Raw genomic sequence first — 14,996 nt, forward strand, 5'->3', positions numbered from 1 at the left:
TGCCGATTTGCAACTTTTTTCAGTATCTTTTGTTTAAACAAACAGAGGCTTTATTTTGAATATCGATGAACTTGCAACAGAAAGCGTGCCTGAAGGCGGGGAATTGCCAAAAGTCATAAACAAGGAATTGATGAGCAATCCCGACAACTTTTACAAAATGGCTTTCGAATTTCAGCAGATTATGATGATTTACGAGAGCGCAATCAAGCAGATTGAGACAAAACTTGATATATTGAACAAGGAAAACAAGGTTTCGGGCAGGAGAAATCCTATTGAGACCGTAAAATCCAGAATCAAGTCGCCCCAGAGCATCGCAAGCAAACTTGAAAAAAAGAAGCTGCCTGTCACTTTTGATTCCATGGTCAATAATCTTCAGGACATCGCCGGCGTGCGGGTAATCTGTCCTTATATTTCTGACATTTACTCTGTCCGCGACATGCTTTTGAAGCAGCCGGACATCACTCTTCTTGAAGAAAAAGACTATATCAGGCAGCCGAAAGATTCTGGCTACCGAAGCCTGCATGTGGTGATTGAAATTCCTGTCTATCTTTCTGAAAGCACCCACAATGTAAAGGTTGAAATCCAGCTGCGAACGATTGCAATGGACTTTTGGGCCAGCCTTGAGCACGAATTACGCTACAAGACGAATACCAAAGTGCCGGAGAGCGTGCGCCGGGAGCTTTTCCGCGTGGCAGAGACAATCGCCATGACAGACCGGGAGATGGAAGAAATCGCCATAGAGCTTCAGAATCTGGATTAAGTTATACGGGATAAAGCAAAAAAAGTGGTCTCCCGCCGGGAACCTTGCCCCAGAAGTCGCAGTGAGCAGAGCTCAGGCGACTTTGTGGCAGAACCCCGGCTCCGGCCACTTTTTTTGTATTTTCTGTCTGCTAATCCGTATTCTGGAGCTGTGCATAGAAAAAACTCTGTGGTCTCCCTAGCCTATCAACATAGTTGCCTCGGAGACTGGCTAAAATTGTGCTCTCGAAGCAGTTTTCCTTCTATTGTGTAGAGACTCACTTTAACGGTATCATTTTCGATTTCCAGAATTCCGCAGGTGTTTCCGTCATCGCATTTGGGGAGGGAGATAGAGCCTGGGTTGAAGTAGAAAAGTCCGGCTTCTTCTTCCATGACCGTGACGTGAGTGTGGCCTGAAATGACGATTGTGCCTTTGGGAAGCCAAGAACTGAGCTCTTCGCGGCTGTAAAGATGTCCGTGGTGGATGAAGAGGCGGCGGATTTTCTTTGAAACGGGAATGGCCAGCGTGGTGTAGGCGTTCAAGCATGGAAAATTGAGCATCATCTGGTCAACTTCGCTGTCGCAGTTTCCGCGCACACAGAGGATTTTATCTTTGCGCTGGTTTAAAAGCTCCGCCGTCTTTTTGGTGTCCCAGCCCTGGGGGAGAGGATTTCTTGGGCCGTGGTTGAGATAGTCGCCGCAGAGAATGAGCGCGTCAACTGATTTTTCAAATGAAGCGAGGACTGTTTCAAGGCAGGCGGCGCTTCCGTGTATGTCGGATAGGATTAGGAATTTCATAGGCTTAACAGTAAAATTTCAATTCGCCGAAGCGAGTCTGCCATTCTGAGACAATCTCGAATGCTCGGTTTTCTATAATCTCAATAATGTTATTCAATGTGTGTTCCGGGATCTTTGAATTATTATTGCTGACAAGGCAATGCAATGTTTTTGTTATCCAGATTTTTGTTGCATTTTTTTCAGGATGACCTTTTGAAACATGAATATGCACAGGTTCGAGAGGTTCTCCTTCATTTGACCAGAAATAAATCAGATATGAGCCGATACTAAAAATTTGCGGCATGTTCAAATCCTCCGCCTCTGGCAAATTTAAAGAAAAGATGTGCGGCTCGTTCAACCAGATCCTTGAAATATTTCATTTCTTCGTCTGAATAACCGTGGACTTCCCATTTGTAATCTGGCAAGAAACATGTTGCATCATTAAAACCATTATCTGTAGGTGTTTCGATGTAGACTTTTACTTGTTCCTTGCCGTCGATGTTCAGAATCTCCGAGTGGGTGATTTCTGTGTCATCGTTCAGTGTCATGAATGGATACATCATAATCTTCCCCCTGTAGCATTGAACTACATTCTGTCCAAATATGGCACGAGAACAAGGTTCATCGCGTCTTTGAGGACTTGAAGCGTTGCCTTTGCGAGTGCGAGGCGGGCTTCTTTAAGCTCGGCATTTTCTGCGCTCATAATCGGGCACTGCTGGTAGAACTTTGAGAAGAGTTTTGCGATGTCGTAGAGGTAGTTTGCCATGACAGAAGGGTCTTTGTTTTCTGCGGCTCTTGCCACTGTCTCCGGGTATTCGCCCAGTCGTTTTACCAGATCCCATTCTTCCCCTGCTTTGAGAAGGGCAGCGGCTTTTTCAGGGCTTGCAGTCTTTGTTCCCTCGTCTTTAGCCTTTCGCAAAATCGAGGCAATTCGCGCTCCCATGTACTGTAAATATGGGCCTGTGTTTCCGTTGAAGCTTAAAGATTCTTCTGGATTGAAAACCATGTCTTTAATCGGGCTGACCTGCAAAAGATAGTAGTGGAGGGCGGCAAGTGCGACTTTTTCTGCCACTTCGTCTGCGTTACCCACTTCTTCTTCGCGGCCCTTTTCTTTGATTGCCTTGAGTGCGTCGGCATGAAGGGAGTCGATTAAATCATCCGCGTCAACTACGGTTCCCTCGCGGCTCTTCATTCGTCCGTTGGGAAGATTTACGAGACCGTAAGCCAGATGATAGAGCTTGTTTGCCCAGTCGAAGCCCAGCTTTTTGAGGATATAGAAAAGCACTTTGAAGTGGAAATTCTGCTCGGTGGCGACCACATAGACAAGCTCGTTGAAAGCCCAGTCACTGTGGCGGCTGATTGCCGTTCCGATGTCCTGAGTGATGTAGACGGAAGTGCCGTCCTTTCGGAGAAGAACTTTTTCGTGGTCTTCGCCGTCACGGCCTTTTCCGACGACTTCGGTGACATCAACGCGGACGCTTCCGTCCTCAGCCTTGAAGAAAACGCCTTTTTCAAGACCTTTCTGGATTTCGTCCTTGCCTTTGAGGTAGGTTTCGCTTTCAAAATAGAATTTGTCGAAGGAAACTCCAGTGCGGTCATAAGTTTCTTTTACGCCGTTGAAAGTCCAGTCGTTCATGGTCTGCCAGAGTTTTCTCGTCTCTTCGTCACAGGCCTCCCATTTTCGAAGCATTTCTTCGGCCATTTCCTGTGCTTCGGGATGGGCTGTCTCAGGCTTGTCTTTTTCGCCTTTTAAGTAGCGGTCGAACTCAACATAACACTGACCGACAAAGTGGTCGCCTTTCATTCCAAGTTTTTCGGGAGTGTCGCCCTTTGATTCGTGGAAGAGCTTGTAGGCCAGCATTGACTTACAGATGTGGATTCCGCGGTTATTGATGAGGTCAACCTTGCAGACCTCTGCTCCTGCTTTTTTAAGGATTCGGCTGACTGACTCACCGAGAGCGTCATTTCGCATGTGACCAAGATGAAGGGGCTTGTTTGTGTTGGGTGAAGAGAATTCCACCATGATGCGGCTTCCTTCAAGGTGAGCTTTGCCGTCATTGCCCAGAGTTCCGTATTGCGCGCCCTCAGATTCGATTTTTGAGAGGATTGATTTTACGGCTCCTGCTTTGTCCATCTTGAGGTTTACATAAGGACCCACCGCGAGTACTTCGCCGATTCCGCCTGCCTTGCCTGCGATTTTTGCCACGACTTCCTGTGCAATCTGGGGTGAAGCGATGCGAAGGGCTTTTGCGAACATGAACATGGGGGAGCCGATGTCGCCCATTTCAGGATTTGGAGAAGGCTGAACGACGATTTTTTCTGCCGAAACAGCCTCTGAGCCAAGATTTTTTTCTTTTATGATTTCATTTACTGCGTCTGCGATAAGAGATTTGAATTGTGATTTTGTATCTGCCATAAACTCTATTTTATAGAAAAAAGTGATATGTGAAAAGGGAGAAATTAGAAATTAGAGCGTTTCCCTCCCTTCGGTCGGGTCGCGTGTTCCGCCGTTCCGCTTTCGCTACATTCTTCCGTTCGCTTCGCTCGCTCCAGAACGCCTCACGGCGCAGCTACACCCGCTAACGCATGGAATAATAGCTGCCTTGATTAACGACCGATTCGGGATTATTGTCTTTTTTTAATTGCCTTAACATTCCATTCCAAAAGCGGTTCCTTGGATATTCTGTAATAGACCCGCACTTTTTCGCTGCCCTTCAAACCGCTTCTACCGCTTATTTTCATAATTTTGTGAATTGCGTTGTCATCGGTTCGAAACTCAATATATTTTCCGTTTTGGCCAGTGCATATCACATCGGAAAAATATAGTTTTGTCGAGACTCCGAACCAGTCTATTTCATCAGGATTTTTCCATGGCATTTTATCGGCGATGCTTACGGCATCAAACAAATCTTTTTCAGCATAAGCCGCAGGTTTGAAATTTTCGGTAAGGAAGTAAAAGTCCTTTGCATCATAACGATTCGCCTCTTCATATGCTTTCTCTTTTTCGAGCCACTTTTTTCTTGCCTCTTCTTCTTTTGCTTGTTTTTCTGCTTTGATTTCTTCAATTGTACGCAAGCCATCAATCTTTATAAGTTTTAATTCATACAAGCGAGGGTCATTAGGACTGTTCAGAAGATAAAGAACAGCATTATTCTTGACAGTTGCAAAATAAACATCGTACTCGCGATTTTCTTCAATTCTTTCATAAAAATCCGGGCAAGAAGATAGAAAATCATCCGCCGAAAAATTTTTGAAAGTTGAAGCAGTATTATTGTCATATAGGTAAAATTTGTTGCCAAAATCTTTTTGAATCATTGCAGAAACTTCATATCCGCTTGATTTGAGATAGTCTAGCTCGTAGTTTTGTATGAGGTCTTGTAAACTGATTCTTTCATATTCTGGCTCCGTTGGAATTTTCCCTGAAGATGCGCATCCTTCAAAGATAAATCCCGTTAAGAGACTTGTTGTGATAACTAATGAAGATAGAAAATTTTTCATGTTCATAATTTTTCTCCTGAAGTTTGATTTTTCTGATATTTTACTTGCCCACACTCTCACTGAACGCAAGTGTGTGATTTTTTTTGCTGGGAACGAAATTTTTCTGAATCAAGCCGAAAGTTTGTACCCCAACAATGGTATCGAGTTTTTGCTTGATACAAAGTGGATTGTCAGCGACTTGTACGCCGATAATTCCTTCAATCCCGATTTTTAGCGCAACATTCTCGATTCTTCCGGCATAAGCATTTTCTACCATATCTTCAAGATTTTTTCGGACATTTTCAGTGTAAGTTCCTTGAAGAACCATACAAAATCCTTCGTAAAAGATACGACTCTCAAGTTTGCTGAAAAGTCGTTTTTCATTTCTGCCGATTATGCAACGCCGTTTTTTGGAAACACAGTCTTCGAGGGCCAAAATACCTTCGTTTCTTGTTTTATACGAAAGGTCTAGAAAATATTTCGCCACGCTTGTCCAATGTTTTATGGCATAAAGCTTTCTTACCATTCTCAATATCATGTTTCCCCCCTATTTTTCATTCCTGTCCGCATAAGTCAGTTTCGGAATCTCTATCTCGCCTGATTTTCCTAAATCTTGTATTGCTTCAAGAATTTTTTGTTGCGAGTTATAAGAATCTTGTAATTTTACCTCCCCGATATAATCCATGTCTTCTCTAACCATTTGCGCTGCTCGTTTTGACATGTTGAATAAAAATTTATTCTGAATATTCGAACTTGCTGATTTCAGTGCATTCAGAAGATCAACGGTATCGATTTTAGTCAGAAGTTTTTGAACCGTACTGTCCTTAAGGCGTAAAATGTCGTCAAAAGTGAATTCCCTGTATGACGAGGGGTGAAACGAAACAAAAACGAGCGAGATTTCAAGCCGCACAGAATCTTTATCCAAATTTGGAACTGTGTTTGCTTTACTCCAAGTCCAATCGCACAGAAATCTTTTCATTGAAGCACAAAATTCTATCGTTTCCTCAAATTCGTTGTCCGTCAAACTGCTCATCACTTTTGCTGTGACCAAGTGTTTTTCCGAAAACAGCTCAGACTTCGTGTCAGGAAAAACAATGAGTGGCTCATTCTGATTTCCGACAAAGATTTTCCCTGTCGTCCGTGCCTCAAAGAATTCTGGTGCATCCGAATAGATTCTTTCAGTCTGCCACATTGCCAAACGAAGTTCATTTTGCTTTTGAACGAAGTAATTGTCGATGATGTCGATTTTCTCAACCTGATTGTCATTCAAAGAGATGATTTTTTCCATAGTTGTCTCCTTGCAGGGCTTGTTGTCCCGCTTGCATAAAATGATAGCAGACGAGACTTGCATGGAATGAGGGTGCGAATATTTTTTTTTGCACTTGCATTATCTGACAGTGTGAACCTCTAAAATAACTATAGTTTGGAGGCCTATAATGAAAAAAGCTAGAAAAGTAAGATGGAATGTTTTGGCAGCTATTGATTATGTTTGTCAGCATACGAAAGGAAAACAGTTGAAATATGATAATACTGTAAAAATGCAAAACACATTGAATCGGCTCAAAGCATATTTCGGTGGAATTAATGAGAATCAGGTAATAATTTTGTGTGCAGTCTTAGACATTACTCTTTCACATTTAGAAAAAATAGGAATTAGTGAGTATTTGGGCATGGTTCCACTTGCATATCTACAGCATAATGATGAAATTGAAGACTTGGATGAGAGATGTCTGCTGAATGTGCAGATTAATGATACAGGACATCACTACTCAATAGAAGAAAAAATGCTTGAATCTGTTTTACGAAATACAGAGATAAATATAGAAGAAGAAAAATATGATTCAATATCTTTCACAAGGGAAATTAAAAAAACTTTGGATACTTATACGATGAATCATGCGGAAAGAATCTGTACAGCTTCAAAAATTGAAGAAAAATGCAAGAAACTGCCTTTTGTGAAGGATTCGATTTCTCGTATTTGCGGTGACTTCGACAGATTTTGCTTTTATACTCTTTGCTATTACTATTCGCAAGACTGGGAAGCAAATTTACAGAGTATATTCCGTTCCATATATGGTGAATTCGCAATTCAAAACATGGAATTAATAATTACGGAAAAACATTTTTTACTTGAAAAGGAATTCATCAAAATAGAAAAAAAAGGAAGCGTAACGGATACGACTTTATCTATTACTGATAAATCTAAACACCTATTTCTTGGTGAATATGAATATCTTTACGAACGGTAAATAGATGAAAAATCACTTATACAGCCGGATTCAATTGTTTCAAAGCCCTTGTTTTACAGCAAAGCCAATCAAGAGCAGATTGATATGCTTTACTCGTCTTTGCAACATGAAAATCTAAGTTCTATTCAAAACGGATTGCGGGCAAAAGGTCTCCCGACAGGTATATGTATTCTTCTCTATGGTGCTCCGGGAACTGGAAAAACAGAATCTGTTTATCAGATTGCAAAAACTACTCACAGACAAATTGTTCATGTCGATATAAGTCAGACAAAATCCTGCTGGTTTGGAGAAAGCGAAAAAATGATAGATAAAATATTTGAAAACTATAAAAGAATATGCAAGAGATTGAGAGACAGCGGCAAAAATGATATTCCGATTTTATTATTCAACGAGGCTGATGCCATTTTGCAAAAACGAACGGAATTTAGAGGCGGCAGCACAGAAAAAACTGAAAATGCGATGCAGAATATTCTCCTTGAAAAGATGGAAAATTTTGACGGAATATTAATAGCGACCACAAATCTTGCTGTTAACATGGATGCGGCTTTTGAAAGGCGTTTTCTTTATAAGATTAAATTCGATAACCCAACAGTGGAAGCCAAAACTTCAATCTGGCGTTCAAAATTGAACTGGCTCCCGGAATCACAGGCAAAGCAACTCGCTAATGAATATAATTTTTCAGGCGGAGAAATTGAAAATGTCGTAAGAAAAGCAACCATGGAAGAGATTATAAAAGGCTCACGAGTTTCTATCACCCGACTGGAAGAAATCTGTAATACAGAAAAACTGAATAATTGCGAATTCGAAAAGAAAATAGGCTTTTGTTTGTGAAAAACTAATTGTATGGTTCGCTGTCTACATAACAAACATCGCCAGATACATCGACCTTGTTGTTCCAGTCATTTTCACTGTCGATGTTTGGATTTTTGTCCCAGCAGACAGAATTTGAGTCATCGATATAAACTCGCTTGAAATCCGCATAATTCAAGAATTGTTCAAAAACAGTGTTTTTCTTGAGATACGGCTTCATATCAAAAAGTCGTTTTTCCGAGTTGTCAAAAGTGAGCAGCAATGTAAAATCTTCATTCGGTTTTACGGCAATGATTTTCTTCCGGCCAGAAGCAAAATATTTTGCCATTTTTGAGTCAAAACCTTTTGAAAGATAAAAATCAATGGAATTAGGCATATTTTTTAACGCAACGGGTCAATTGAGAATAAATCCTGTTTTTTTACAGCAAGTTCCCAGTTTTCCAATAATTCAGTCTGATGGAATGCAGCCCAACCTAAAACCATTTTCAATTGTTTGTTTTGCATTTCTCCTTCAAGGACTTCCAAATCTTTGATGGAAACAATAACTTCCTCGTCACCATACTTTGCATGAAAATGCGGTGGCATGTGGTCATTCCAATTAATTGAAATTTTAATTCCACGGAACATACTTATCGTTGGCATACTCACCTCTTGTAGTAATTTTAACATAAATTTCTCGAATTATATAGGTTAAATCTGTTGGTTTTGTTGTTTTTCGGGCAGAAAAAAAATCCGTGTGGTATTTTGGAAATTGCCACACGGATTGGATTTTGCTATGCAAAATGTTTTTGGGGGAAATTTAGTTGTTTAATTCTGAAAATCTTTCTACTAGTTCGTTAACTAGGATTTTCGATCGTGCCTCTATTAATTCTGATGCTTTTTCTATATAAGCATTAGCAAAATTTACATATTCTCTGGAGTTTTCTTTTGTTAGTTCCCAATGAGCAAAATGTTCTTTTCCTAATTTGAAATTTTTATATGAAAAATCCTTACCTTGGAGATAAAAGACATTCAAAAAATCATCAAAAGATTTTTCTTTAAAGAAAAATTTATTCTTATCAACAAGTTGATTTAAAAAATCGTCAGATTTTAATTTTAAATTATCAAGGAAAATATCAAAATAGTCTTTCCAATGTTCATTAAAGAACCCTCTATATGAGTTTATGCTTTTCCTACTTTTTGTCTTAGAGGGAAGTAACATAAAATTTCCAAGTCGTTGGTATATATGAAAAAAATCTTTTGCAAACGGATTATTTTTTTGTTTCGCATCAATAATTTTTTCCCAAATATCTTGGGGAAAAATTTTAGCTACTTCATTTCGTTTTTTAATTTCTTTTCCAAATAAAGTGTTAAATGTATTTATTGTCTCTCCTGTGTAGTTGCAATATAACGTTGTCCTATAAGGATAGTTTGGAATTAAAAAGTCCTCTGATAATCTACCGTTCCCATATAATAAGAAATCGATAGCATAAATTATATTTGTTCTATCACCATCAAAATTTTTGTCATCAATACCTGATGATGTGCCATCATATTTGGAATTTCCTGCAATTCCCCAAAATGAAAAATCTTTTAATTTTTCGATATCATCATTCAAATAGTCATGAATAAAATCTTTAAGTAAGTTAATAGCGTTCTTTTTATTAAAATTTTCTGACATAACCTTTTTTTCTCCATATCTCCAATTATACCACACCCACCTTGCTTATCAATTTAATCCCATCCTTCACTTTTCCGACAAATGCCCGCGCGGGATAGTAGCGGCGCGGAGCGTTCCGAACATAGTGAGGAATGGAGCGGTAGCGGAACCGCGGATAGCCCGGATGTAGTTGAGTCGCGCCAAATTCTTGCTTTCCGCTTTCATTTTTCCACTTTCAACTTTCCTGCCATTGCCTGAACATGGTCCTGCCAGTCGTTTACAAGCCGTTCTGGGGCGAGCGGTGTCAGCCATTGCCCCTGGCTCATCACCCAGTTTAGGACCGGGTGATACTGGTTGCTTGTGAATGTCATAATCGTGCTTCCGTCGGCTTGAGGGGCGAAGGTCTGATCTTCTGCCCATTTGTAGGTGCGTACCCAGTTCAGTGTGATGGGGCTTTCGATTCGGATTTTGAACTCGTAGGTTTCGTCGCCTATGTATCTTCCGAAATTGCCCTTTACCCGATTTGTGTACTCAAAGTCTTCTGGAAGAGTGAAGGTTTCTTCGTGCGAGCGGACATTGCTTATCAGCCAGACATTGTAAAACTTGATTTTCTTTGTCGCCGTTTCCTTTGCGTAGAGTGTCCACATTCCGCCAGAAAACAAGAGCTGCCATGGCTCTACTGTGATTTGGCTTGGCTGGCCTCCGTCGTAATATGCGTAGTTGAATGTGATGTAGTGATTTTTTGCGAGCGCGTCTTCGAGGGCTGACCATACTTTGTCGGAAATCGGAACCGGGCTGATTCCCAAAAATACGATTCGGTTTGAGAGTCGTTTGGCGAGACCTGTTTCGCTGTCGTCGTCGATGTCGGTTGCGAGCGTGCTGAAGACTTCTATTGCCTGAGAATAAATCGGTGTTCCGTGGAGCGTTTCAAGAAGGTTCGCCATTAGTCGGGCTGCGACAATTTGCTTTTCGGTGGAGAGATTCGCTGGTATTCGGAAAGCCGGATGCGTGTAAAAATAGCCTTTTTTGAAGCGGTCGTATGCAATTGGTGCCTTGAAGTCGCTTTTCAGGCGTTCGATGTCACGCAAAATCGTTGCCTCGGAGACTTCAAATTTTTTCATCAAAAACGGAACATTCGGATATGCTCCTGATGCTATCAAGCGGTCAATTGTATATCCTCGCCATAGTTCGACCTGTGCTTCTCGTTTCTTTCTTTGTGATTTTTTGAATTCTTTGTTTTCTTCCATAAATTATTCTCCTCAACCTAATTTTTACATAAATATAATACATCAGACTTGCATAGAATGACAGTCTCGTTGTCCTTCAACAAAAATTCAAAATCTCACTTCACTTATTATTGAATTTTTTGTAAAATAAAAGTATTGAAAATCGGAAAGTTTTATTATTTAGTTTTGCTTTGTGGGGGACTCTCGACTGCTGACGACTGAGTGGCGAGAGAAAAAAGCGTTAGGAGATTTACCGTGGATACAAAAGTTATTGACCAGTACATTGATGATTTGATGACCAAATCAACTGCCGAAATTCCTGTGTGGAATATCGAAAAGGCGCGTGCCGGGTCAAAATCAGGTTGGGATTACATTGACGGCTGTATGATTATGGCTCTTCTTGAGCTTTATGATACAAGCAAAAACGAGAAATTCCTTAAATTCGCTGATTACTACGAGGATTACCGCATTCACGAAGACGGAACAATTGACGGCTACTCAAAAGAAGCATGGAATATCGATGAAATCAACGGCGGAAAGAATCTCTTTCCCCTCTATGCTCTCACTAAAAAAGAAAAATACAAGAAAGCCCTTGAAAAGCTTTATGAGCAGGTAAAAGACCAGCCACGCACAAAAGAAGGAAATTTCTGGCACAAGGCGATTTATCCGAATCAGGTTTGGCTGGATGGTCTTTATATGGGCTTGCCTTTCTACATGGAATACACGGCAACTTTTGAAGACGGCAAAAACAAGGATGATATTTACAATCAGTTCTTTAATGTTGAGAAGCTTATGAAAAATCCGGCAGACGGCTTGTATTTCCATTGTTTCGACAGCTCAAAAACATCCTTCTGGTGTGATAAAAACACAGGTCTCTGTCAGAATTACTGGCTGCGCGCCTTGGGCTGGTTTTCAATGGCCATGCTGGACAGCTTGAATCATGCTCCAGACCGTGGCAGCGATAACTGGAATCATTTGAAGACAATGTTCATCAACTTGCAGGACGCAATGCTCCGCGTGCAGGACGAAAGCGGCATGTGGTATCAGCTTCCGGCTCTTCCTGAGGTTGAGGGCAATTATCTTGAGACTTCTGGCTCTTCTATCTTCGCTTACTCACTTTTGAAAGGTTTGCGCACTGGTATCTTGACCGGCACTCCAAATGAGGCCAAGTACAAGGCGGCCGGAATCAAGGCTTTTGAAGGAATCTGCGAGAAATATCTCAAAACGGACAATGGCGTGCTTTCTTTGGGCGGAATCTGTCTCGTGGCAGGCTTGGGCCCCGAAAAGAACAAGCGCCGAGATGGAACCGTTGCTTATTACTTAAGCGAGCCAATCGTCCAGGACGATGCGAAAGGAGTCGGTCCCTTTATCCTCGCGTATAATGAATATAAATTAATTCATCATTACAAAAGCGGCTTGCACTGTCATTGAGCGGCTTCTGGTGTTGGCGTCGATTTGGGGCGGAAGAAAGGCGGCTTGCCTGCGGAATGAGCCGAAAATGTTCTTGCCGTCCGCAAATTTCGTACAGCAGGTGCAGTCTTCCGCCACCACTATGTTTTCTTCTTTTATGCCCGCTTGTTTTAAAACGAAAAGATTTGCCTCTGTGAGAGAGAGTCGGTAAGGAAATCTTTTGATTAAGTCGGCTTCTTCTTCGCTGGCGGGATTTTCGGCCTTTTCTATGCATTTTTTTCCGAAGTTTTGGGTGAAATAATCAGAGCGTTCCTTGTCCACGAAATAGCAGCAGTTTCCTATGTGCGGGCCGATTGCCGCCAGAATATCTTCAGGCTTTGAGCCGAATTCTTCCTGCATTTTTTTTACGCCATTTCCCGCGATTCCCGTGCCTTTCCAGCCTGAGTGAAAGGCTCCGATTGCTTTGTTTTTGCGGTCGTAGAGGAAAAGGGGAAGACAGTCGGCAACGGTGACGGCAGGAACTAAAAGGGGATTTTTTGTGATGAGTCCGTCGCCCCTTAAATCTTTTGTGTCGCCTTCAAACTTTGTTACATAAACATCTTTTGAGTGAATGAGCTCAATGGGGGCAAGGCGCAGCTTACAGTCGCAGATTCCCTCGGCGCTTGAGCACTTTCCTGAGCAGACTGGCTTTTTTATTTCTGAGAGGATTTTTTTGAGGGTGGCCGTTCGATTTTCGTTGCTCTCATTCCAGCGGAAGCGCATGGAGCCGGCTTTTAAAAGCGTCATTCCCCAGCGGGCATATTTTTCGGATTCGGTGGAGCAAAGGGGAGCGCCGTTTTTGTAAAAGGGAAGAGTGATGTAGCTTGCGCTTTGAGAAAAGGCTGTCTCAAGTTCATTTTTGACAGAAATCGTGTTTATCATTTTGCGCGCTGTTTATCCAAATTTTCCAGTTCAATTACAATGTTGAGGGCATTTTCTATCAGATTTTTTGAAAGCTCGATTTTTTTGACAAAAGGCTCGTTGTTTTTATCCTTCATGGAATTAAGATTTTTTACCGTGTCGAATCGCGTGTCTTTTGAAAGCCCCAGAACTCCGTAGAGAATTTTCAGGATAGAGCGGGCCGAGTCCCCGAAACGGTGAATAAGCGTAGAAACATCGGACTCAAGGGAGCGCATCATCTGATCGACTTTGCTTTGTGCCTGAAGGGTGCGAGATTTGTCTTCATGGATCTTGTTGAACATCGCCCCTGTCTCTCCGTGAATTGAAAGCCGACGGGTAAGTTCCTGAAAAGAGATTGAAAGCTGAATCATGTTATTGAAGGACTCTGAGAGGGTATCATGATTTTCTTTTTTGTTGAAAGAGCCTTGTACGAGCAGGGTTTTCAAGTCTAGCTCGCAGATTGAGAATTTTTCTCGCATAAACCAGTTGAGGAATCCAAGTGTTGCTTCATAAGTAAATCGGACTCCGCCATCCCACAAGTCTTCCCATGGAGTTTCAGGAAATTTTGGGAAAAAATCGATGGCAAAGTGCAACTTGAGCCTAGATAAAAGAGCTTCTCGCTTGCAGTCTGCTTCCCATGCCGTCCATTTTTGGTCGAAAATTCGTTTCCATGCATTTTTATACTTAACGAACCAATCTTCTCCAGCTGAATACAAAGCTGTTTTCCATTGATAATCTCTGTGAACGACGCAACCAATAGAGCGGATTGGGACGCTTGACATGAACATTTGCAGGAGACCGAGGCTTGAGTGTGCCTTTCCTAAAAAATCACCAGCATCACGACCATTTTCTTCTTCAGAAATATGCTTTGTATTTCTTACGGCGAAAAGATAAAGGGATTCTAGGAATTCATCTGGAATCGAGAGTGAACTACAAAGAATTCTGGCAAATGAATCTACTTCGCTTTCAACTTGATTGAACTGACAAGTAAATCCATTTTCGTTTGAAGAAGTAAACTGTGCGAGAAAACGAGCGAATGGAAGATGGACAAATTGTCTGAGCCATTCAGATGCTTTTGCTGCTTCATACATTCGTGACTTATCATCAGATGGGATGGAGTCGAATATTTCTTCAAGTTTGCGTAAAAGTGAACTTCTTAAATCTGGGCGAATATCGGGTGAAATCGGGATAGAATAGGGGTCAACATTTGTTTCGATATCTGCTGTGACTTCAGGCAAAATGATGGTGCTGAGAAAAACATAAAACATTCCTTCATTTTCTTCGGCTATTGAAGTCAGGTAAGGCTTGAAAAAAGCCGCACAGGATTTTAGTTCTGTGAGACGGTCGTAGAAAGGCGAGAGAAAAAGTTCATTTTTTGAATTTATTATACCGGGAAAGTTTTTCTCGATGTTGCGGCATATTTCAGAAAGTTTGTATTCGTTATAAATCGCATTTTGGGTTGTATTTGAGAGAATTGACTTTATCCAAATAAAAAAGCGGAGAAAGACGGATTCGTTTTTTATTTTGATTTCAAAAGGCTCGTTTGTATCGTCGAGTTTTTCTTCGGCGGGATGAAGGGGGGCTGCATCATTTGTGACGGAATCGTGCATTTTATCGAGAATTTGCTGCCTTTCCTCGTCAGAAATTCCTGTCGCCATGCGCTCAAAAGAATCTTGTTTTTCCATGAAGAATATTTTATAGAAAAACTCTGCTTATAACAAGAAAAAACCG

Annotated in this window: 17 protein-coding genes; 4 read left to right on the plus strand and 13 right to left on the minus strand. The window is 41.3% G+C overall.

Annotation, left to right across the window (positions count from 1 at the left end; all coding sequences use genetic code 11):
• Nucleotides 1-55: 55 nt before the first annotated feature.
• Nucleotides 56-760 (plus strand): GTP pyrophosphokinase, encoded by a 705-nt coding sequence (locus B2089_RS10330; protein WP_296320213.1) that lies wholly within the window; start codon nucleotides 56-58, stop codon nucleotides 758-760.
• A gap of 185 nt (nucleotides 761-945) precedes the next feature.
• Here the strand turns inward: B2089_RS10330 and yfcE are convergent, their stop codons facing one another.
• From yfcE to B2089_RS10365, 7 genes are all read right to left on the minus strand, one after another.
• The gene (gene yfcE, locus B2089_RS10335; protein ID WP_296320210.1) at nucleotides 946-1,536 is read right to left on the minus strand and encodes a phosphodiesterase; all 591 of its coding nucleotides are present in this window, start codon (nucleotides 1,534-1,536) and stop codon (nucleotides 946-948) included.
• Nucleotides 1,537-1,540: 4 nt separating this feature from the next.
• Nucleotides 1,541-1,819 (minus strand): DUF4160 domain-containing protein, encoded by a 279-nt coding sequence (locus B2089_RS10340; protein WP_296320207.1) that lies wholly within the window; start codon nucleotides 1,817-1,819, stop codon nucleotides 1,541-1,543.
• Complete coding sequence (locus B2089_RS10345) at nucleotides 1,803-2,078, minus strand: hypothetical protein (RefSeq protein WP_296320205.1); 276 nt, start codon at nucleotides 2,076-2,078, stop codon at nucleotides 1,803-1,805. Before B2089_RS10345 ends, B2089_RS10340 begins: the two co-directional genes overlap by 17 nt.
• Before the next feature lie 23 nt (nucleotides 2,079-2,101).
• A complete protein-coding gene (gene argS / locus B2089_RS10350) occupies nucleotides 2,102-3,931 on the minus strand; it encodes an arginine--tRNA ligase (protein WP_296320202.1) in 1,830 nt (609 codons plus the stop codon).
• A gap of 209 nt (nucleotides 3,932-4,140) precedes the next feature.
• Complete coding sequence (locus tag B2089_RS10355) at nucleotides 4,141-5,019, minus strand: hypothetical protein (RefSeq protein ID WP_296687172.1); 879 nt, start codon at nucleotides 5,017-5,019, stop codon at nucleotides 4,141-4,143.
• Between the two features lie 34 nt (nucleotides 5,020-5,053).
• Complete coding sequence (locus tag B2089_RS10360; RefSeq protein ID WP_296687178.1) at nucleotides 5,054-5,530, minus strand: hypothetical protein; 477 nt, start codon at nucleotides 5,528-5,530, stop codon at nucleotides 5,054-5,056.
• 9 nt (nucleotides 5,531-5,539) lie between these two features.
• On the minus strand, nucleotides 5,540-6,280 hold the full coding sequence (locus tag B2089_RS10365) for a FliG C-terminal domain-containing protein (protein WP_296687181.1): 741 nt from the start codon (nucleotides 6,278-6,280) through the stop codon (nucleotides 5,540-5,542).
• Between the two features lie 148 nt (nucleotides 6,281-6,428).
• On the opposite strand from B2089_RS10365, the gene B2089_RS10370 reads away from it, so the two are divergent.
• Nucleotides 6,429-7,241 carry a hypothetical protein gene (locus B2089_RS10370; protein ID WP_296687183.1) on the plus strand — a complete coding sequence of 271 codons (813 nt, stop codon included), beginning with the start codon at nucleotides 6,429-6,431 and terminating at the stop codon, nucleotides 7,239-7,241.
• An 84-nt stretch (nucleotides 7,242-7,325) separates the two neighbouring features.
• Nucleotides 7,326-8,072: an ATP-binding protein gene (locus tag B2089_RS10375; RefSeq protein ID WP_296687188.1), complete on the plus strand. Its 747-nt coding sequence runs from the start codon at nucleotides 7,326-7,328 to the stop codon at nucleotides 8,070-8,072.
• A 4-nt stretch (nucleotides 8,073-8,076) separates the two neighbouring features.
• Here B2089_RS10375 and B2089_RS10380 read toward each other — a convergent pair whose 3' ends face one another.
• From B2089_RS10380 to B2089_RS10395, 4 genes are all read right to left on the minus strand, one after another.
• Complete coding sequence (locus tag B2089_RS10380) at nucleotides 8,077-8,427, minus strand: DUF2442 domain-containing protein (RefSeq protein WP_296687191.1); 351 nt, start codon at nucleotides 8,425-8,427, stop codon at nucleotides 8,077-8,079.
• Between the two features lie 5 nt (nucleotides 8,428-8,432).
• Nucleotides 8,433-8,720, minus strand: a complete 288-nt coding sequence (locus B2089_RS10385; protein WP_296687192.1) for a DUF4160 domain-containing protein — start codon at nucleotides 8,718-8,720, stop codon at nucleotides 8,433-8,435.
• Nucleotides 8,721-8,850: 130 nt separating this feature from the next.
• Nucleotides 8,851-9,711 (minus strand): DUF6994 family protein, encoded by an 861-nt coding sequence (locus tag B2089_RS10390; RefSeq protein WP_296687195.1) that lies wholly within the window; start codon nucleotides 9,709-9,711, stop codon nucleotides 8,851-8,853.
• Nucleotides 9,712-9,911: 200 nt separating this feature from the next.
• Entirely contained in the window at nucleotides 9,912-10,937 is a 1,026-nt protein-coding gene (locus tag B2089_RS10395) for a helix-turn-helix transcriptional regulator (protein ID WP_296687197.1), read from the minus strand.
• 234 nt (nucleotides 10,938-11,171) lie between these two features.
• Here B2089_RS10395 and B2089_RS10400 point away from each other — a divergent pair, with 234 nt between their 5' ends.
• Nucleotides 11,172-12,347 (plus strand): glycoside hydrolase family 88/105 protein, encoded by a 1,176-nt coding sequence (locus tag B2089_RS10400; RefSeq protein WP_296322903.1) that lies wholly within the window; start codon nucleotides 11,172-11,174, stop codon nucleotides 12,345-12,347.
• Here the strand turns inward: B2089_RS10400 and B2089_RS10405 are convergent.
• Nucleotides 12,309-13,247 (minus strand): polyphenol oxidase family protein, encoded by a 939-nt coding sequence (locus B2089_RS10405; RefSeq protein WP_296322900.1) that lies wholly within the window; start codon nucleotides 13,245-13,247, stop codon nucleotides 12,309-12,311. The genes B2089_RS10400 and B2089_RS10405 overlap by 39 nt on opposite strands.
• A complete protein-coding gene (locus B2089_RS10410) occupies nucleotides 13,244-14,950 on the minus strand; it encodes a DUF5312 family protein (protein WP_296322898.1) in 1,707 nt (568 codons plus the stop codon). The genes B2089_RS10405 and B2089_RS10410 overlap by 4 nt, the downstream gene beginning before the upstream one ends.
• Between the last annotated feature and the right edge of the window lie 46 nt (nucleotides 14,951-14,996).

Source organism: Treponema sp. UBA3813 (assembly GCA_002368605.1).
Lineage (GTDB): Bacteria > Spirochaetota > Spirochaetia > Treponematales > Treponemataceae > Treponema_D.